Origin of the sequence: Mucilaginibacter jinjuensis (genome assembly GCF_028596025.1) — a bacterium.
In the GTDB taxonomy this organism is placed as follows: Bacteria; Bacteroidota; Bacteroidia; order Sphingobacteriales; family Sphingobacteriaceae; genus Mucilaginibacter; species Mucilaginibacter jinjuensis.
Map to the genome: position 1 here is coordinate 1170934 of NZ_CP117167.1, position 20133 is coordinate 1191066.

Here is a 20133-nt window from a genome sequence, read left to right on the forward strand (position 1 = left end):
CTAATGCGGAACAGTTGCTTTTATGGGAGAAATCAAACTTGTCATTGGAGAGGATTATGGACAAAATGTTATGCCGATATTAAACAGGTTGGATTTTGATCACACGGATCCGCGGTCATTGTATTACTTTGGGGTACACGATCAGGTGTATATGCTGATAACCGAACCTACCTCATTAATGAGTTAGAAGAAAGTTGTTTATTTGCTAAAACAGTTGTTGTAACATAAAGGGATACAGGATAGCCGATGTCTTTTCCTAAAGAGTTTGCATAACTAAATAATAACTAGGGAGTTGATTGCCATCGACCAGACAAATATCCGGGCACAAGGTTATAAAGTAATTGCGGTAAAAGTAGTAAATGTGTACTCTGCTAACACGATTATTATGAATTATATGTCAGGAATCAGCAGAGCTTTTTTGCGGAGGCATTTGGGTAAAGACCGGACCTAAGGCTGCTAAGTGATAGGGTAGTAGTTGCATATTTCCGCTGGTTACTACAGATCCTGTTATGCCATAAGTCGGGGAACAGATTATGGACTTTTCATATGAGCGGACTGCTCATCCCAGTTGTCCGTTCTGAATGGCGAGGCCGGCAGGCCTTCTTTGTTATAAAGATTACCGGTCGGATTGTCCGCCCAATTATATCTGACCGCTACTGGATTGGGGACTTCATCGGCCGATACGACGATAGAATTTCCATCTATTATTGCCCTGGCCCAAATAAATTTGCCATTATTACCAGCAATTCCAAAACCGGTTAATACTTTTTGTCCGGGATGCCTGACGGAATCGGCTATTAACCCGCCGCCGGTAGACTTGAAAATTAACCTTAGGGTATGGCCTTCTGCTTTCATGCTCTCATAAATAGGCCCTGAGGCTACAATGTGTTCACCATAGGCGACTTGGCGGGCGGTTAAGGCTAAGCGTAATCCAACATCTTTTTTATTAAGCGGGTGAATATTGTCAGCGTTGCCGATGTCAGTGGTTACAGCCATGCCCGTCAGCGGCAAAGCCAATGTTTTCAGCTGTGCTTCCCGTACCCAGGGCCAGTTGCCTTCTGCGGGAGTTTTAGCCGGTGCCCTGTAATTAGCAAGTTGTACATACAGGAAAGGTAATTTGTTTTGCTGCCATTTGTCGCGCCAGTCTTCAATAAGTCTTGGGAAAAGATCTTTATACTCCAGCGCGTCACTAAGCCGGTCGCCATTACCCTCGCCCTGATACCAAATAACCCCTTTGATGCCATAGGGCACTACGGGAGCTACCATGGCATTATATAAATTAGCGGGGGCGCCGAAGCCACCTTCGGGGGGCGTCGGTGCTATTGGCCGGGGGTGTATAGGTACCGGCATGGCTGGTGCGGGCTTCCCCAAGATCTTAGCCTGTGCCGCAATGGAGTCCCATTGTTTTATTTGTTGATTAAAGTTATCGCCGAAATCGGTATTCCACTGTTTCACCGCTAATTGATATGCTGCTACTTGATTCGGATAAGTTTTTTTAGCCTGGTCGAGGTTATCAATAAGCTTTTGGTGCGCCTCTACATATCGGTTAAACGAAGGCTTGCGGCTAAGGCCGTTCTCGCTGATCCATGCCTGAGCGGGTGTGCCGCCCTTGTAAACCCCGATCATACCAACCGGACAATGTAGTTTAATCCTGATCTGCTGCGCAAAATAGTATCCTGCAGCTGAAAATCCGTGCCAGGCCCATCCGGAACTCGCAAGTAGTTTTGGCGAACAAACTACCCATTTACCATTAAGCGATTCGCTGCCAGGGTTCAAAATGTCATCTTGGGGAATAAGCGAATAGGCCATTGGCACATAGAAAAAATGAATGAGGGAGTCGGTTGCCCGTGCAATTGTTTCTTGACCATTTTGTTCGGTCTGTATGCCAAACTCCATGTTAGATTGCCCTGATGCCACCCATACGTCCCCGATCCAGATATTTTTGAATACGGTTTCACCTGTTTGGTCTCTGATATGCATTTCATAGGGGCCGCCGGCTTGGTAGGATCCGAGCTTAAGCGTCCATTTGCCATTAGTATCAGCGTCCGCTTGGTAGCTGTGTTGCCGAAAATTGATAATAACATGTTCACCAGGCAACGCACGTCCCCAGACGGGAATATTCATATTACGCTGCAGTATCATGTTATCGCCGAAAATTGCGGGGAGATGTGCCGAAGCGCGGACATGCAAGCCGACCACGGCGAAAAATAAACCTATAAAGAATGAAATCTTGATATTCATCTAATTGGAGATATGGATTGTTAATTATTTGCGTTGATCGAACAGCCAGTCCCAAACTTTCTGATCATTATAAGTTACTGTCCAAGCATCATGCCTGACACCAGGGAATTCTGTATAAACAGGTTTACCGCCATGTTCTGTGATCGCCTTTACCATATCCCTGGAGCGGCTTACCGGCACAATTTTATCTGAGTCGCCATGAAATACCCAAATTGGTATTCGGCTTAGTTTCTTTGCAAACCTGATATCGGCTCCCCCGCAGACCGGCATTGCCGCTGCAAATTTATTATTTTCGCGCTGTAGAATTTCCCACGTCGCGTAGCCACCCATCGATAAGCCGGTTACATAAATACGCCGCGGGTCGATATTGCTGTTCTCCGATATGACTTTATTTAATAGTTCCATGGCCAAATGAAGCGGCCATGAAGGGACCTCACGCATTCTATGCGATGTCGCACCAAAATTTGTTTGCACCCATACTGATTCGCCATCGGGGCCGTTTTCAGGCTTTGCCGGGCATTGTGGAGCTAGTATATAACATTCGTGCTTTTGCCAGAATGGCAATGTTGTAAAGCGCAAAAGTTGCTTTCGGTTATCATTACCGCGCTCCCCGGCGCCATGAAAAAATAGCACTAGCGGGTATTTTTTTCCGGGCTGCGTCAAAGCTGGTTTATGAAGGCGGTAAGGCAGCATATGATGTTGTTTTTGAAAGGTAAAAAAAGCGAAATCACTAAATTCACTTTCCCATTCCCTGAGCGGGTATTTTTGATAGTCGGGATGAAGCGGATTTACCTGAGAGATTGTATCACCCTTGATTTTACTTTTTATTTTTGATCTAAAGTGATTGCCCGCCAGTAATGGAAAAATTAAAATTACGAGCGCCAAGTGGTTATAAACTTTGTTCGTCATAAGCGGGTCGATTTAGTTTCATGATGTATATTATTTTAATAATGTTCCAAGTTGTCGATTCGCTATTCACGTTTACGACAGCTGAGAATTTGACTACTTCTGCGCCGAATCGAGTGACGAACAACAATTGCAAAAGTAGGAGGGAAGATTAATTAAAGCTTAACTGCATATTAACCGACAATAATAATATGATAACAAGTACAACATTCTTCATAAGTTCGTTTAACTTCTGCCGCTTGATTGTTATCGATGCCTGGGAGAGTTAGGATCACGGAATCTGCGTGTATAAAAAATCGAAAGTGACTTTTACAGATCATTAACGGACGAATTATCGAATAAAATGAGCAGGATTATCACTACACGCTATCACAAAGTGACACGAACAGCCCTGAGTTTATGAGAGTCTGTTAACAATCATTCATTTCAATTTTCTGCTTTTATAATAAATTTCCAAGGGTTATGTATGCAATCACAAAATACCTCGCAGGCATGGGGGTTAGTTTTACCAGAATATTGTTTCTCAAAACCGTTCCAGGTATTACGCGACATAATGTAGTAGATATTTGTTAGGGCTGCGCCATCAGCAAAAAAGTGACTGCATCCACGGAAATTTGTCACTTTTCACCGGCTGTACAGAACTGAAACTTTGCAGGGTAGATGGCTTAAAGGGACGGAATATCTCAATTTATCGTAATCGCAGCACAACAAGTTAAAGAGTGACAGTACCATTAACGGGGATGATCATAACGAGCCGTCAAAACGGGTTGCAATTGAAAGAATAAAGATATTTACAATGATAGTGAAATAAAGCAGTGCGCCAAGCGTGCAGTTCGTGGGATAAGCAACATCAGGGAGACAGTGATTGTATCACGCCAATTAAGGACAATAACAAACGGTAAGCCTTAAAACTTCAAGGTTGTGACCCATTGGATGAGTGTTGAACTAGCAGCTGGCAAAGCGCTCCCCAGCTATTTTAACAAATCCGGCGGGCAGAAACCCTACAGCCAATGCCACACGGTTAAAGACCGTAAAATGATGCAATCAGTGATCCCTTTGGCATATAGATGCCACAAGTTTACTGATGACCATATTACTCTATTAATATAGCAATATGGTCAAATATAACAGCATGTGTTTATGACCGTTTAAATCGGTTTGCCTGCCTTAAAAAGTTCGATTGTCAATTGCTTTACCTCATATTAGAATATTCGCCATTCAATATTAAAACAAGTAAGGAACTGTAATTACAGTCCCTTACTTGTTTTAATATGGTGTTTATTTAACTTCTGCAGCAGCAGCCTCATTAACATAGTTCTCCGCAACTCGCGTGAGTAGTGAGTCGGCATTTTTTTCTTCCGCCAATGTTTCGTCAAGCAAACTTTGCGCTTCGCTGTAACCTAATGTTCCGGCGAGCGTGCGTAATATACCGTAAGACGCGATTTCATAATGTTCCACTTTTTGAGCAGCTGATATGATCGCTACATCGCGTACTTCAGTACCTTTATCCGTATCTTCCAATAGCTCGGTAGCCTCCTTTAATAGGCCTTCCATGGCCAGGCATTTTTTTGCAGCAGGTTTTTCCCCGATCGAGTCAAACACGCTTTCAAGACGAAGAATTTGATTTTTAGTTTCCTCCAGGTGGGTTGTAATAGTTTGTTTCAAATCTTCGGATGTCGCTCCTTTGATAAGTTTCGGCAAAGCTAATGCCAAATGTTTTTCGGCCCAATAGATGTCTTTGATCTCGTCAATAAATAATTCCTTTAAAGCGCTCTCTGCTTCCGCTGAACGACTTGCAGCTGCTGCCGCCGTTTTGTTGTTTGTTTTTTTAGCCTTAATGGTAGATTTAATTACTATATAAAGTCTAACGCAATTCGCGTTCCAAGAATCAGGATTTTTAAAATCAGAAGCCGCTGTGATGGATGGCTTAATATAGTATCAAGCGATATAGTGATAATGTTGGCAGCAGTAGGCCCGACGCAGAAGACTTTAGAACTGACATTCTGATCAGAACCAATGCTTTGATAAAAATAACTGAATTCAAGCCGGGCTTTCGCAGTGTATTCAATTGTTCTCCTTCTCCAAATATTTTAGTTAACTTTCTATAACCTATTTTTTTTGAAACCATTGTTAGCGTTAACAGGTGAACTTAACAATTAGTAGTCAAAGAGTATATTCCAGATGTCGGTCCTTACTACGTCTCCTTTAATATGTTCAATCTGGTCATCGGTAGTAAGTACTTATTGGTAGGAGTTTATGTTATAATGTTACTATAGTAGAAGAACATAATTCCATTTCAATGAGTTTAACAGGGCTATGGTTGGTGTTCTAGCAATACGCTTTCAGATATATCCTATCGAAGTTATAACCTTAGCCATAAACATCGAAAGTTGGGAAAAAGCGATTTCGCAAAGCTGTTATAGCTGCCAGTCTTAATGCGTTACGGCTAATCAATTCATATCTGATGTTACCCAAACTTTTGTCCCTAACCGACTTCGAGATAACTGACGTGTCTGCTGTTTTCAACTTGGTCTTTTAAATGTAGTTTCTTTGACATGAGCTTATGAATAAACCATTTCCGAAATATCGTTACGTTGTCTGACCCGATTTCATTTTTTACAGTTAAATACTGTCATGTAAGAAATTATGGAGTAACAAAAAGGCCGCTCGGAGAGCGGCCCACTAAAACTATAGACAAACACACCATTATTTTAAGCCGGCCTGAATCTTGATGATTTCATCTAAATGGTGTTGAACTATCGGCGCTGTTTTACTGGCAAAGGCTTTTAAATCGGCATCTTTTCCGCCGGATGCTTCATTCTGCATCAGGGCTAAAGTTTTTTTATGCCCTTCGACCATCGCCGCAACGTAAGCTTTATCAAAAGCTTTACCGCTCAGTTTACTCAGACTGTCACTCTTAGTCTGGTGCTCGGCATCCAGCCCGGCCGGCAGCATAAGTTTTTCTTTTTGGGCAATGGCTTTGAGTTCTTCATTAGCTTTACCGTGGTCCATGACCATCATAGTGCCGAAATCTTTAACCTCCTTGCTTGCACTTTTCGCCGCTGCCATTTTGCCTAGTGCGACTTCAGCCATACCGCCAACTGCGGCTTTGCTTGCAAAAGTCGTATCAGGCAACGCCGCCACGGATGAGTCTGCCTTAACCGTTGTAGTACTGTCTGTTTTCACAGTGGTGCTGTCTGTTGTCGAAACGGTTTTGTTTCCGGAACAGGCCTGGAAAGTCACTGCTGTTACGCAGGCTGCAAATAGTAAATTTATATTTTTCATAATTAGTTGATTTATAAGATAACAAGTAATTGATGCCATAGTTTAGCTATTCGTCGGTTTTATTAGAAATACCCTTGGTGACCTGTTCCAGCACGGTTGTACTGGCCTTCAGTATATTGCATAAATTTGTCAGACCCTTTTCTCAGATTCCTGACGGATCAAATTACTTGATCCGATAACTTAGCTAAAGGCTTACGCACCAAATCAGACTAATAAAAACCGATTTCATGCTATTGATGTTCCGCAGAATCCAGCCGGCTTCGCGTATCAATGACATAGTAACCAATACAATATATTCCATCGGGCTGGTCCTGTTCATCAAAATAAGCCTACGCTTCGCAGTGTGTAACTACAAACCCGCCATGTCCGTCGCGTTTGCGTCAAGTGGCAGCAAATAACCGACCAGGCATTGAACACTGACAGCCGGTTTCTGCGCAAATGGACACATCTTTCGGATACAGGGCTACACTAAAACTCCTGCTGAGCAAGGGTGCCGTTGGTGAGTTCAAATTTCGGTCGTAATTTGTTGATATAGGCATAGCAGCTATCTATCCGATGGCTATCGTAGAAGTAAAAAGAGTAAACAAATTGAATGATGAACACACCCAGATTAAGCCGGATCCTGATTATAATTCTGTTAATATTCACACTGCCTGGGATGTCTGATATTCGTATGCGGTAGACGAACCCACTTACCAAATCTCTATAGACGGCTTTTATTGACCTGAAGGTATAAATAAGTTTAACCAAAACATTAAACAAAAGATCGATTGCGCCTATTTTCTATGATAGTTGCAAATCGATACCTACACCTAAAACCCAGTGAATAATTTCCTGTTTCTTTTAACTGGTATAAACAATTCGCAAATTCCGAAATGGGGAAACTTGATTTTATTTCATCGTAGCTGGCATTGACAAAGTTGGGCCTAATTCGGTTGAGGCGAGTATAACCCGGAAATAGTTTCATAGAACAGTACTATCTGTACATCTGAGTATTATGGTTAAATAGGATTGTAATAAATGTCAATGATTGTAATATTTGTCAACTTGTTAGATAGAAATATAAAAGGCATTTTTATGGCCTATGTTGGTTGCAAATGCTGCCAATTGTGATAAGGTTTAGGTGAAATCCCCGTGCAGCGATTGTTAGGGGATTTCTTTTATCGCAAATAATCATTATTTACTTTATGAATCAGCATGATAACACTGATCAGGGCCGGCGTGTCTTGGACCTTGTTCAGAAATGGCGAATGCAAACTCTCAATGACTCAGAAAATAAAGAGTTAAGCACTTGGTTCTATGCTTTAGAAGGGAGAGAGTTAGGCGGTCCCATTGAAACCACGGTAAATCTCGTCGAAAGGCGTTTGCATGAGCAACTGTATAATAAGTTGAGTACTAGTGAAAACAATGAACAACTCAACCGTCATCCCTGGCATTATAAAAATTCTAATACCGAAAAATAAGATTTATTTGACAGTAGCAATGATATAATTATCTTAGGGCTGTTATGGGGCAGCTGTTAAGAATCACTTTCAATCAAAAAGATTATATCTTCCAAATTCTAAATCCAAAGCCGTTAAGTAAAACAGATCAGGAAATTCAAGTATTGATTAATGATGTAACCACTACATTGATAAGAGATACGAACGGTTGGAGTTCAAAAGAAGAAGCAGATACAGAAAACAAAGAATTATTTAAAGCAATTGGCATGGCAATATCTCTACGATATCGCATTTAAGTGCATGCATTTTTAAATTGATCTACCTCAATCCCTCTGTCATGAAATTGTAAATACCTTCTGAGTTATAATTTTTTAATTTTATCACGTCTGCTAAAATTGTAATTTAATGATATAAATTACCCTTATCTAAATAGCAAACGTATGAAAAGTAACATCAACTTTGAAAAAGCAAGCTTTAAGGACTTTGAAAACATTCCTGAACTGAATATATTCCAGCGGGCCCTGGTGTTTCAGCAATTCACCAGCTATATGGAGGAAAGCGGGCAAATGAATTTCCGCTTTATGACCGGCCAAAACGGTTGCGGCCCTGAAATGTGGGTGACATCTCCTTTTAATAAGACTCCTAAAAAATGTGTCAGCCTGGTATCAAATGACTATTTAAATTTTACACAACACCCTGCCGTCAAATTAGCAGCCATTAAAGGCATCCAAAAATATGGCACAGGTGCCGGAGCTTCGCCCCTTATCGGTGGCCACCACGAATATCATGAAATGCTTCAAACCAAAATAGCAGCATTTTTTGGTCGAACGCCTGACTCGGCACTAGTATTTACAACTGGTTACACTTCAAATAGTGCAACGTTGCTTGCGCTCCTTAAAAAAGAGGATGTTGCCATACTAGATATGGCAGTACATGCAAGTGTATATGAGGGAGTAAAAGAAACTAATTTTAAATTGTTTTTACATAATGACCTGGACTCGCTGGAAAGAATTTTAAGGGATGCTCAGGAGAAATTCCGCACCAAGTTAGTCATCATCGACGGCGTAAATTCTCAGGACGGAGATTTGGCAAAAATGAAAGAAATATATGATCTTACCAAAGAGTACGGCGGGTTTCTGATGGTTGATGACGCCCATGGCATCGGGGTAATCGGAGAACATGGACGTGGCGCAATAGAAAAGTTTAATTTAATGGACAAGATAGATATTATATCGGGTACGCTAAGCAAAACATTTGGCCATATTGGCGGATTCATTGTTGCCAGTCCGGAAATCATAAATTTTTTAAAGTTTCAATCCAGGCAGCAGGTTTTCTCGTCCACCTCGACACCGGCAGCAGCAGGGTTAATTAAGGCAATAGAACTGATTGATGAAGAACCCCAGTGGCGTAAGATGCTGGCTGATAACGTTGGCTATTTTAAGAAAGGCTTAATTGATCTGGGATTAAATATTGGTAATACAGAGTCAGCAATAATACCTGTTAAAATTGGCGACCCTCATAAAACAGGCGACGCAGGTAGGTTATTGCTCGATGCCGGAATTTATGCAAATACAATTGTATATCCGGGAGTTGCGAGAAAAAATGCCAGGATTAGGACGAGTCTGATGGCAACACATACACGTGAACACCTTGACAAGGCATTAAACGCATTTGAATATATAAATCAAAAATTGCATATTTCCAGTAGATAATACTGGATTATGGCTAAAGCAACTTATAATGGTGAAAAAAACAGTAAAGAGCGATCTATGCAAAAGCTGTTAGATGCCGTTGGTACAATTATAAAGACTAAAGGATATACCGGGCTTAGTTCTGTCAATGTTGGGAAAGCTGCCGGATTAAACAGGATGCTAATTAACATGTATTTCGGCAGCCTTGATAACCTGGTTGAAACTTATGTGCGTGGGAAAGATTATTGGGTAGCAGCAGCCGGAAACGCTAGGGAATTAATGGAAGAAAAGAAAAATAAAGACACGAGGGAAATTCTCGAAGCGCTTTTGATTAACCAGCTAAGTTATTTCCACAAGGAGGAGGAAATGCAGAAGATTGTACTTTGGCAGCTGAGTGAGCGCAGTGAAATTATGTTTGAAATTGCTGAAGAAAGGGAAAAATTGGGAGAAACTTTCTTTAACTCGGCCGATCCCTATTTTGCGAATACCGACGTTGACCTGAGAGCAGTGGCCGGACTACTGGTTGGCGGCATTTATTACATGGTATTGCATGCAAAATCTAATGATAGTCTTTTTTGCCAGATAGATGTTAATTCGCCGGAAGGCCTGGAACGGATTAAGAACGCCATCAAACAAATCTTAAAGGATACATATGCAAAGGCTGAAAAATATAAGCGATGACATCATCAGAATTAATTTGACGTAGCATGAGGGTTAGGGAATTATTTGAAAAACTTGGTTTAAGTGCAAATCATATTTCAGCAAAGGCAATGCATATTAAGGAGCACAATTTAACGGCTAACATAGTTGTACCAACTATTGAACTTAATGCCAGTATTGATACATTAACGATGTCACAAACACCGTTTATCGGTTGGGCACTTGGACAGGAACGGGGAATAGAATTTTTGGATGAAGAACATTTACAGCCTTTATCTATTGCGGTAAATGCGATGCGATATGCGGCACTAGAGATGGATCAATATTTTGGTAATGAAATGGCAGATTAATTCTTTTAATTATATTGCCTCCATATAAGGGTCAGTGGGGTATCTCATATTCTTTAAAAACTGGCGCCTGAATGTGATTTATGGAATACATAACAAACGCTGAACAGGAATTAAGAAGCTATACTTCCCGGTATCAGGAAGTAATTAAGGAACGATCTGTTCAAGGCGGCTTCCTGTGAATCATTCGCGTAAAATAGCTCGGTTAAGAGCTTTATCCGTTATCGTGGTAATGTTGCTGGGTGCCATCCAGTTTTATCTGGTCAGTAACACCTATCATTTGACAAGAGAAAATTACTTTAAAGAAGTAGCCTCCAAGATTGATACTTTTCAAAAAGATCCCGCGATCAAAAAAGTTCATGAAAAGGCATTGTCGGGTGTATTGACACTCTCCGCAAATTATGCTGCCGGTCAGATCGACCAGGCTATTTTTCTTAAAAAATTTAAACAGATCATCGGGAAGGAAAAACTTTCAGCAGACAGTGCATGGACGCATTTCGCCATCCGTAATCCCCAGCTAAGTGATATACTGTACCTGGAGACTTACGACAGGGTCGTTATTGGAAAGAGCGGGCAACTCGATAGCCTGCTTTACAGTAAATCGGCACCCTTAGCGCTACTGGGATCGTTATCAAAAACTGGAACCGAAACCTGGCAAGACTTTGACGATCCCAAAGAAGCGATCATTTCCCAGGATAGTTCAGAAAGCGGTGCTGCCGGTAATTATAAAGTGAATTTCATGACCTCCCGGCATATCGGTTACCGGTCTGACCAAGCGGTTTTCATGCGGATGCTGTTGGTTTTTCTACTTTCCCTGACGTTATTTGTTGCGATGATCGTCACCCTTTTCCTGAATTTCAAAGCGATCTATCAGCAAAAGAAGATAGCCGATATCCGGTCGGATTTTGCCAATAACATCACGCATGAACTGCAAACGCCGATCAGCACTATTGCGCTTATCGTTAAAACACTGAAAACCGGGACTGTCCGCTCGGACGAACGTTTACTCGACGAAACCATAGCCGCTCTCGGCCGTCAGCAGCAGCGGCTCCATAGCAGCGTAGCGTCGGTATTGGAAAGCGCCATGCTGGAAAAGAATGATATCCCGTTTGAACCCATTATCATGCCGGATTTTCTACAAAGCTATCTGGACGATTATCAGAAAACGGGCCGGGCATTTGAGATCGGTCTGTTGGGAACGCCGGTAACGATCCAAACCGGAAAGCAGGCGCTGGAGCGTATATTGAGGAATATTTTAGAGAATGCAATCAAATATAGTCCTGACGGCACGACTATCCGGGTCACTACCGGCCTTACGGCAAAACATTATACGATCGCTATCCAAAATGAAGGGCCGGGCATTGCCAAAGCCTACCACCGGCATATTTTTGAAAAGTTCTACCGGGTGCCGCAACAAAACCTACATACTGTAAAAGGATTAGGACTTGGGTTATTTTTATGCACCGAACTGATCGCCCGTTTGAACGGATCTATAAGCGTGGAAAGCGCCGAAGGTAAAGGAGCCACATTCACCATTCATCTTCCTGTCACATGAAAATAAAGATCTTACTTGCAGAGGATGATAACGACCTGGGCCAGCTGCTTCGTCAATACCTGGCACTGAACGGGTTTGACGCGACACGCGTGTTTAACGGCAGGGAAGCCAGGGAAAGATTGGCTGTTGAAGCATTTGACATAGTTGTACTGGACGTGATGATGCCGGAAGAAGATGGCTTGACCGCGGCGGAAGCGTTAAAGCAGGCTCATCCCAACTTGCCGTTTTTGTTCGTGACTGCCAGGAAAAGCCGGGAAGACGTATTGGCCGGGCTGAAACTGGGCGCGGACGATTATATTACTAAACCTTTTGATGCGGACGAACTGATCCTGCGGATCAATAATATCCTGAAACGTACGAACCGGGCAGCCTTGAGTTCTAAGCCAGTTGAGCAATTGCAGATCGGCCGTTTTTCATTTGAACCGGAGGGATTGCAACTGAAAAATGGCGAACAGGTGCAGCTAATGACGCAACGCGAATCCGACCTGCTCCTTTATTTGTACCAACGCGACGGTCAACTGGTCAAACGGGAACAGATCCTTCAGGAATTGTGGAAAGAGAACGATTTTTTTAAAGGCCGGAGCATGGACGTTTTTGTTACCCGCCTGCGAAAGTACTTAGCTGCGGATCCCGGCATTACCATCGAAAGTGTCCGTGGTATCGGCTACCGGTTCCTATTCCCGAATAAATTCTAACCATCATTAACATTTCATTAACGCTTTATTAACTGAATGTCTGGCAATCAGGCGGTAGTTTTGCCCTGAAAATAACGGTCAGTTAATAGTTTGTGTTTGCCGTTAGTTAATTAGTTAATTGAATTGTAAAATGAAGGTAGCAACTGGCAAGCATCTATCTATGTGTTATCGGACGCTTGCCAGCTACGATCCCATCGTAATTTTATGGGGCAACCATTCCATTTTGCCAGATCTGAAAAACAATCAAAACACGATATGAAATATTTTCTCTTTACCGCGCTTGTATTAGCGTTTAGCATTCCGCTTAAAAGTTCAGGCCAAGCAACAATCGCCATGCCGACCGATACGATCTCGTTAGGTCAGGCAGCGCCTGACTTCACCTTGAAAGACATCAACGGCAAAAACGTATCCTTAGCGACCTTTAAAGGGAAAGTGGTCATACTTGATTTTTGGGCTACCTGGTGTGTGCCTTGTCACGAAAATTTTCCGGCTATGAAAAAAGCAGTCGATCATTACAAGTCAGATAAAGACGTGGTCTTCCTGTTCATTGATACCAGGGAAAGATCGACGGACTATGTTCGCCTAGCCAAAGAAGATATGGCCAAAAACAAATATGACTTCCAGGTGCTGTTCGACGAAGCGGGTAAAGAAGGCAAGCAGGATAAGTATTATAAAATTTTTGGCATGTGGGGCATCCCTACTGAATTTATCCTGGATCGCAATGGTATTATTAGATATAAACTGGTAGGCTATGACTCTGATCTGACTAATGACCAGCGCGCGGATGGGGTGATCAAACAAGTTGAACTAGTGAAGACTTTGTCATAGACGTGCAGACTTTTAAAGATTTTCTGATGAAACAGGTTCTAAAACTTGCGCTGTCCGTTTCAGTCGTCATGTTAGGATTCTCGTGCAGGAACAGCGATTCCTTTACAATTAATGGCAAGATCTTAAACGCAGGTAAGGCCAGAAAAGTTTACCTGCTGGCTGCTGACAGTGCGGGAATGCAGCCCAGCGATTCTACAAATCTTAGCGTGAATGGAGAATTTCAATTCCGGGGAATGACAGCATGCCCCAACCTTTACAAATTAAGAATAGGAGATAGGATCTTTGATCTGATCGTTGAAAATGGTGACATAATCAAAATCCAGACGGATTTTCAGGATACAACACATGTTGTTGACATCACCGGCTCACAAGCCACCATGCAGTTAAGAGATTGGGACAACCTCAATCGTCAATATACACGAAAAAACCAGGAGCTGGTGAATCGCTACCGAGCTGAATTGCAACAGGTGGATAAGAATAAGGATTCATTGTTAAATGTCTTTTCATTGGTTTACCAAAGGTTATCAGGCGAGTTTGCTGAAAAGACTTTGCATTTTGCTCTTAGTCATGAAAACTCCTTATCCGGTTTTTACGCGGTTAACTCACTTGATAGAAGAAAATACGAGCCGCAATTGATCGCCTACGCGGAAGCGATCCGGGATCGCTTTAAAGAAAATTCAGCAGTCCGTGGGTTTATCGCCGCAATGGAAAATGCCAAGCCTGCCTCCGTCGGCCAGCCGGCACCTTTGTTTACCGCCGCAAGCCTCGATGGAAAAATAGTGAAGCTTTCCGATTTCAGAGGGAAATATGTTTTGGTAGATTTCTGGGCGTCGTGGTGTCCCCCCTGTCGTCAGGAAAACCCCAATATCGTGAAACTTTACCGGCGCTACCACGAGCACGGTTTGCAGTTGTTAGGAGTATCGTTGGATACGGATCACGACGCTTGGCAAAAGGCTGTTATTACAGATCGGCTGACATGGACACAGGTTTCCGACCAGCAACGTTTCGATGGGCCAGCCGAAAAGCGGTACCAGATCGAAGAAATCCCATCTAATTTTATCATCGATCCTAAAGGTGTTATCGTAGGTAAAAACCTGTTTGGTAAGGAACTGATTACGTTTCTTAAAAGAATATTCTTAATAAATGCAGAATCTTCGCATGCTTGATTAATTATGAAAGATGGCCGCATCGATTGGTTGGACAGTTTCAGAGCGATGGCGGTGATTGCTGTCATGCTGCTTCACCTCACCAACCCGTTAACCGCGCGGGTATCCTCATAAGGATTTTTTCCTGCATATTTCCAGGTACGGCTACCTCGGCGTACAATTTTTTTTTATGATCTCGGGATTCGTCATCAGCTATACGCTGGCGCGTACACCCTCTTTTCGGAATTTTTGTCTCAATCGGTTTTCGCGGTTGTTTCCCGCAATGTTGTTCTGTTCCTTGCTGACCTATGGTGGTATTTGCTTGTTAGACCGTCCGACCACATTTCCTTATGGACATGAATTATGCAATCTACTGCCGGGATTCACGTTTGTTAACCCGCAGCTTTGGTGGATGCTCGGCGGCCATCAGTTTCACTGGATCAACGGCAGTTATTGGACACTATGGACTGAGGTACAATTCTACCTTTTCGCTTCGGTAATCTACTACCTGAATAAGCGGCAATTTTTCAGAAACTTGCTGTTGGGGGGGATAACCATGGCTTGGCTAAAGTATCTGCCGGGTTACTTCCTGAACAACTATCCGGATGCGGCAGCACGTACCGGTCTAGATGGATTTCTGCGCAACTGGCGTTACGCTGACGAGTTGTTTAATCTTTGCTTTTTTATTGGCTGGTTTCTGTTGGGTACTTTATTCTGGTCCTTACATGAAATAGGAATGACGAAGCTTTGGCGGTTTTTCTTTGCTTTGGTGTTGGCGGGGGTGACAAAGGATAGCTTCAATTATTTCCCAACAATCGCATGGCCTTTATGTGCCGGGCTGGCATTGTTTTGCGGTGTGTTTTCTTGGATGATATTTCGCGCGCCAGTAAGCGTTCCGGGCAGCTTCTTTTTTCGCCGCATTGGCATTATTTCATATAGTATGTATCTTATACATGAAGAAATCGGACTGTTGTTGATCAACCATTTTCACCATCTGTTGGGCGGACTGAGCTGTCTGGCTCCCTTTTTAATTATCGGGCTGGCTGCCGGTTTTGCAGAACTAAGTTATCGGTGGTATGAGCGTTATTTAACTAAAGCTCTGCGTCGATGGCTCTCCGCAACTTTGTGAACTACTTCGACTTATGGAACAGTTCGAGGGAAGGATAATAATAGATAATTTTGACTGGCATAAGGTATAAATTATTGGTTAAATACAGAATAGGACTAAAGTTGAAATGAAGTTTGTTATTCGCAAATCTTAATTGGCTAAAGATTTAATGTCTTGAAGGTATACTCACGATATCCTTAGTGGACTCCTGCGTTAACATATTAATTACAAACGCTATAGGCGTACAATATATTGAGTCTATACACGAATGTTGAAAGGAGGCTGCTACCCATGGGGTCAAATGATAGTTGTAGGTAGAATTTCTTACAGTAATGGAGGCTATTGGTCCGGTATACGTAAGGCTGTAGCTGCCCCTCATTAGAAGAGAGCATATCTCGCAGTTACTGAGGAAATAAAATTTTTTCAAAGCTGAGCGTTGACCTGTTTGTCACAAGGGTATAAAAAATTATTGGTGTGACTGTCTGTTTATACTCTCAGTGAAACTATTGGGCAATCGTTAACGCTTCGTTAACGCTTTATTAACAGTTACAGATGTTGCTGTTCGTTAGCTTGCGCGATTATTTAACATGCCGCGTAAATGCCGCAGCAAAAGGTATAAAAAAACATGAAATTTTTAAAAAGTGTACTGTCATTAACCATGATGGTTATTGTAATAGATGTTAACGCGCAAACAACGGCTGTAACTCAAGTCAGTAATCTGCCAAAAAAAGAAACTGAGTCGCTTGTTAATGAGGTTTGCCATAAAATTGAAGATGTGTATTTTGATATCGGAAAAGGGAAACAGCTCAGTCAGTTACTATTGGAAAACCTGAAATCCGGTAAATTCTATAATCTTCCCGCCGATTCTGTAACATGGAGGATAACCAACTTGCTTCGTCGGGAGACACATGACCTGCATTTCTTTGTTGGCACACAAGCTTTTATGAGGCGGCGCGAAATGAAAGAAGGCACACCCGAAAACTATAACGGCGGCTTCGTCGATGTTAAAATACTGCAGCATAATATCGGATACATCAAATACGTGCGCTGCATTGCAGATTCGGCTGCTTTCGAAAAGATTGCGAACGCGATGAACTTTTTAAAAGGTTGTTCATCCATTCTTTTTGATATCACAGACAACCCCGGAGGAAATGGGTCAAGTTGCGGATTTATCAATAACTTTTTATTTAAAGGCGATGCACATAAGCATCTGTTGGTAAAAACATGCAGGGATTCCAGCCATAATGGAGAAACTGAGATTACTTACCATCGGCCAATAACGGATTATTTTCAGGATATTCCGGTTTACATCATGACATCTAAAAATACGGGGTCTGCGGCGGAATATTTTGCCTTTGTTGCTCAGCAGTTAAAAAGGGCGACGATTCTCGGGCAAAAAACTGCCGGAGCGGCCAACCCGGTTGCCGGCATAGAATTTGACAAATATGTTGCTTATATTCCTGTCTGCCAGATTGCTACGTTCAACGGCAAATCTTTTGAGGGAACCGGTATTATTCCGGACGTACAGCTGACCTCCGGCGATTGGATAAAAGAAGCGGCAGCTTACATCATTTCAAAAAAACAGGGGGCAGCGAACCTGAGTAGCGACACTAAGTAAGATTAAGAAAGATAAATAAATTAATAATAGGTAGGCAAGGAAAGGGCGTCGTTCGCGAAGCGTTAAATCAATGATAAACACTGCCTAAAAGTACATCTGTTATGAAATCTAAGTTAATATTTCCATTTATTATTCTTGTTATCTTTACTAAAACAGTATTAGCGCAAGGTAAACTTTCTCAGGGTGAGCATTTTGCGGAGGTGAACGGTTTGAAAATGCATTACTATGTAGAAGGGACCGGACCGGTATGTCTGTTCCCTTCTCCGGGCTGGGGGCTTTCGGTAGATTATGCCAGATCAATAAGTGTCCTTAAAAAGCATTTCACAGTAGTGTTTTATGACACGCGGCATTCCGGGAAAACTAATGGCCCGGATGATTACCGCCACTATACCGGTAAATATTTCACTGATGATATGGATGCACTGCGTATTTATCTTGGCCAGCCGAAAGTCTGGGTCGCCGGGCACTCTGCCGGCGGTTTCCAAGTCCTGCGGTATGGAATCCATTATAGCGTCAACTTAAATGGGATCATTGCCATTGATGCCTTGGCTGTCGCCGACAGTATGTATTTAGCGGAAGCACATAAGCAAATGCTAAAACGGGTCAACAAACCATATTTTACTTGGAAACGGGCGGACATGGTGCTGGGGCTTGACACTACAAAAAGAACATTACAGGAAGATCTGTCGCAGACTTTTGAGTTTTATTTTCACGACCCCGCAAAGATGAAGCTTTTCCCGGCTAATTATACCTTGAATGACATGGCCTGGGATTATACCAACAAGGCAGAGACTTTTAGCGAAAATCTTTTGCCAGATCTTAAGCGGATAAGCGTACCTGTATTGGTGCTGGCAGGCGATGATGACGTGGTATGCGACGCTATTTCACAAGCTATACGGATTTATCAGAATGTGCCGCATGCCAACATGGCAATTTTCAATGATTCCGGACACTGTCCCTGGATCGAACAGCCGGCTGCATTCGATACAGCTGTTGAGGCTTGGCTAAGCGAAATTTTAGCATCCCAGATGGATCAAAAATAGTTTGCCTCTAAAATTACCTTAAGCGTCAATTTAACAGCGTAGCATAGTGCTTTTTCACAATGTTCATCCCTGTTGTTTAAAATTGATATGCGACCGATTTGTCATATAGAGTTACTACCTCAATCCGGGGAACCTGAAATTTGCTCAGTTCTATAAAGCAGCACTTTGTAGAGCTGAGCAGATATGCTTTCACTATTTTAAACGAACATCCAGCGCGGAACAAATAGCACAGCAAGCTTTTTTAAATATTGGAGCGAAAGGTACGTTAGTCACTTATACGTCTGTAACTACCTGATTATACTGATCAATAACAACGAGTGTTTGAATTACGTCAAACATCTCAAAGTCGGGGAGAGATTTGAGATTAATACAAATAGTATAATAAAAAAACGACAAAAATCACCTCTTATAAACACAGCCTGAGCCTTCATGTTCTTATACAAGAATAGTGGATAAGGCAGTCTTTTTGTCGCTTGATATCCTGGATTTAACTTGCTCTCAACCTTACTAAGTGCGCCAATATTACTTGAACGAGATAAAGGAGTTCTATAAACATTCATATTGCTTGCTATGAATTCTATCAATTACGCAGGTAATCTTATTTTAATATGAAAAGGGATACCATATTGTTAAATTGCTGGCAACGGTATCAATTACAATCTTAGGGATGAAGCGATAACCTTTTTAAGTATTCCAGCAATTGTTTGGGCCTGTCGGTCTGGATAATGCGGGCGTGTTGATTTATTAGCCATTCCCAACTATTTTTAATGTCTTCACGCTCAACTGCTAAATCATCATCATGGCCTGCATTTAAACTCGCCCACAAAGAGTTAATCCAAATTTTAGAGCCATGTTGAGGGATAAAAGCATTGTTGGATATAATGCCTGACGTATCTTTTGCAAAGATCAATTCAAAAGCAACGGGTTTAATCTCTTTCTGATATTCAGTGATAATTTGCTTGGCTGTAGGCTTATCAAGGTAAACAACAGGCATAAACGTTATGCTATCCAGTATCGTGGGGTATTTAGCGCGTACATCTATATAGGGCGCATCTGTTTTAAAGATAGCTTGTTGTAACGTTCCGGTTTTCTTGAGCACTCGGTAAGCTTCATTATAATAAGGATAACTTTTATCAAGGTTAATCAGTATTTTGCCTTTGGCGAGTAACATCACTTCTTCAAGCGTTGGAATGCTATGATTGCTAACTACACCTAAACCATTCCTGAGATGGAATTTTTTTAATTGTTCCAAAGTATAATCAGATGGTTTACCTTTTCCGTTCGTTGTTCTGTCAATGGTTTCATCGTGCATAATTATCAATACACCATCACTGGTTCTGTTAAGGTCTACTTCAATAATATCTACCCCCATATCAATAGCCAGTTTGTAAGCCTGCAATGAGTTTTCGGGAGCATTGCGCCAGTCGCCGCGATGGGCTGCAACCAATACATTTTTATCGTTAGGGTTGTGTAGCTGCTTGATAAGCTTGTCAACTTGTGCATTGGCATTAAAGCCGACAAGTAATAGCGTACCTGAAAATATTTGTTTAAAAAGGTGTTTCATAATGA

19 protein-coding genes are annotated in these 20133 nt (G+C 42.1%); 12 read left to right on the forward strand and 7 right to left on the reverse strand.

What is annotated here, in order from left to right; genetic code table 11:
* Positions 1–531 precede the first annotated feature (531 nt).
* The 6 genes from PQO05_RS05455 to PQO05_RS05480 all read right to left on the reverse strand — a co-directional run bounded on the left by PQO05_RS05455 (position 532) and on the right by PQO05_RS05480 (position 7080).
* Entirely contained in the window at positions 532–2241 is a 1710-nt protein-coding gene (locus tag PQO05_RS05455; protein WP_273631664.1) for a sialate O-acetylesterase, read from the reverse strand.
* A gap of 24 nt (positions 2242–2265) precedes the next feature.
* Positions 2266–3150 carry a carboxylesterase family protein gene (locus PQO05_RS05460; RefSeq protein ID WP_273631665.1) on the reverse strand — a complete coding sequence of 295 codons (885 nt, stop codon included), beginning with the start codon at positions 3148–3150 and terminating at the stop codon, positions 2266–2268.
* A 1275-nt stretch (positions 3151–4425) separates the two neighbouring features.
* Positions 4426–4860, reverse strand: coding sequence for a YciE/YciF ferroxidase family protein (locus tag PQO05_RS05465; protein ID WP_273631666.1), 435 nt, complete (start codon positions 4858–4860; stop codon positions 4426–4428).
* 657 nt (positions 4861–5517) lie between these two features.
* Complete coding sequence (locus tag PQO05_RS05470; RefSeq protein WP_273631667.1) at positions 5518–5673, reverse strand: hypothetical protein; 156 nt, start codon at positions 5671–5673, stop codon at positions 5518–5520.
* Between the two features lie 180 nt (positions 5674–5853).
* On the reverse strand, positions 5854–6432 hold the full coding sequence (locus PQO05_RS05475) for a DUF4142 domain-containing protein (protein WP_273631668.1): 579 nt from the start codon (positions 6430–6432) through the stop codon (positions 5854–5856).
* Between the two features lie 468 nt (positions 6433–6900).
* Positions 6901–7080, reverse strand: coding sequence for a hypothetical protein (locus tag PQO05_RS05480; protein ID WP_273631669.1), 180 nt, complete (start codon positions 7078–7080; stop codon positions 6901–6903).
* 539 nt (positions 7081–7619) lie between these two features.
* Here PQO05_RS05480 and PQO05_RS05485 point away from each other — a divergent pair.
* The 12 genes from PQO05_RS05485 to PQO05_RS05540 all read left to right on the forward strand — a co-directional run bounded on the left by PQO05_RS05485 (position 7620) and on the right by PQO05_RS05540 (position 18564).
* Positions 7620–7895 carry a hypothetical protein gene (locus PQO05_RS05485; RefSeq protein ID WP_273631670.1) on the forward strand — a complete coding sequence of 92 codons (276 nt, stop codon included), beginning with the start codon at positions 7620–7622 and terminating at the stop codon, positions 7893–7895.
* A gap of 44 nt (positions 7896–7939) precedes the next feature.
* Positions 7940–8170: a hypothetical protein gene (locus PQO05_RS05490; RefSeq protein WP_273631671.1), complete on the forward strand. Its 231-nt coding sequence runs from the start codon at positions 7940–7942 to the stop codon at positions 8168–8170.
* Positions 8171–8314: 144 nt separating this feature from the next.
* A complete protein-coding gene (locus PQO05_RS05495) occupies positions 8315–9586 on the forward strand; it encodes an aminotransferase class I/II-fold pyridoxal phosphate-dependent enzyme (RefSeq protein ID WP_273631672.1) in 1272 nt (423 codons plus the stop codon).
* A gap of 9 nt (positions 9587–9595) precedes the next feature.
* Positions 9596–10246: a TetR/AcrR family transcriptional regulator gene (locus PQO05_RS05500; RefSeq protein ID WP_273631673.1), complete on the forward strand. Its 651-nt coding sequence runs from the start codon at positions 9596–9598 to the stop codon at positions 10244–10246.
* Positions 10247–10272: 26 nt separating this feature from the next.
* Positions 10273–10575 carry a hypothetical protein gene (locus PQO05_RS05505; protein ID WP_273631674.1) on the forward strand — a complete coding sequence of 101 codons (303 nt, stop codon included), beginning with the start codon at positions 10273–10275 and terminating at the stop codon, positions 10573–10575.
* Positions 10576–10804: 229 nt separating this feature from the next.
* The gene (locus tag PQO05_RS05510) at positions 10805–12127 is read left to right on the forward strand and encodes a sensor histidine kinase (RefSeq protein WP_273631675.1); all 1323 of its coding nucleotides are present in this window, start codon (positions 10805–10807) and stop codon (positions 12125–12127) included.
* Complete coding sequence (locus PQO05_RS05515) at positions 12124–12822, forward strand: response regulator transcription factor (RefSeq protein WP_273631676.1); 699 nt, start codon at positions 12124–12126, stop codon at positions 12820–12822. The genes PQO05_RS05510 and PQO05_RS05515 overlap by 4 nt, the downstream gene beginning before the upstream one ends.
* Positions 12823–13077: 255 nt before the next feature.
* The gene (locus PQO05_RS05520; protein ID WP_273631677.1) at positions 13078–13650 is read left to right on the forward strand and encodes a TlpA family protein disulfide reductase; all 573 of its coding nucleotides are present in this window, start codon (positions 13078–13080) and stop codon (positions 13648–13650) included.
* Positions 13651–13676: 26 nt separating this feature from the next.
* The gene (locus tag PQO05_RS05525; RefSeq protein ID WP_273631678.1) at positions 13677–14816 is read left to right on the forward strand and encodes a TlpA disulfide reductase family protein; all 1140 of its coding nucleotides are present in this window, start codon (positions 13677–13679) and stop codon (positions 14814–14816) included.
* Between the two features lie 169 nt (positions 14817–14985).
* Complete coding sequence (locus tag PQO05_RS05530) at positions 14986–15924, forward strand: acyltransferase family protein (protein WP_273631679.1); 939 nt, start codon at positions 14986–14988, stop codon at positions 15922–15924.
* Between the two features lie 604 nt (positions 15925–16528).
* Positions 16529–17521, forward strand: a complete 993-nt coding sequence (locus tag PQO05_RS05535; protein WP_273631680.1) for a S41 family peptidase — start codon at positions 16529–16531, stop codon at positions 17519–17521.
* A gap of 101 nt (positions 17522–17622) precedes the next feature.
* Positions 17623–18564, forward strand: coding sequence for an alpha/beta fold hydrolase (locus PQO05_RS05540; RefSeq protein ID WP_273631681.1), 942 nt, complete (start codon positions 17623–17625; stop codon positions 18562–18564).
* Between the two features lie 661 nt (positions 18565–19225).
* Here PQO05_RS05540 and PQO05_RS05545 read toward each other — a convergent pair.
* Entirely contained in the window at positions 19226–20128 is a 903-nt protein-coding gene (locus PQO05_RS05545) for a glycerophosphodiester phosphodiesterase family protein (RefSeq protein WP_273631682.1), read from the reverse strand.
* Between the last annotated feature and the right edge of the window lie 5 nt (positions 20129–20133).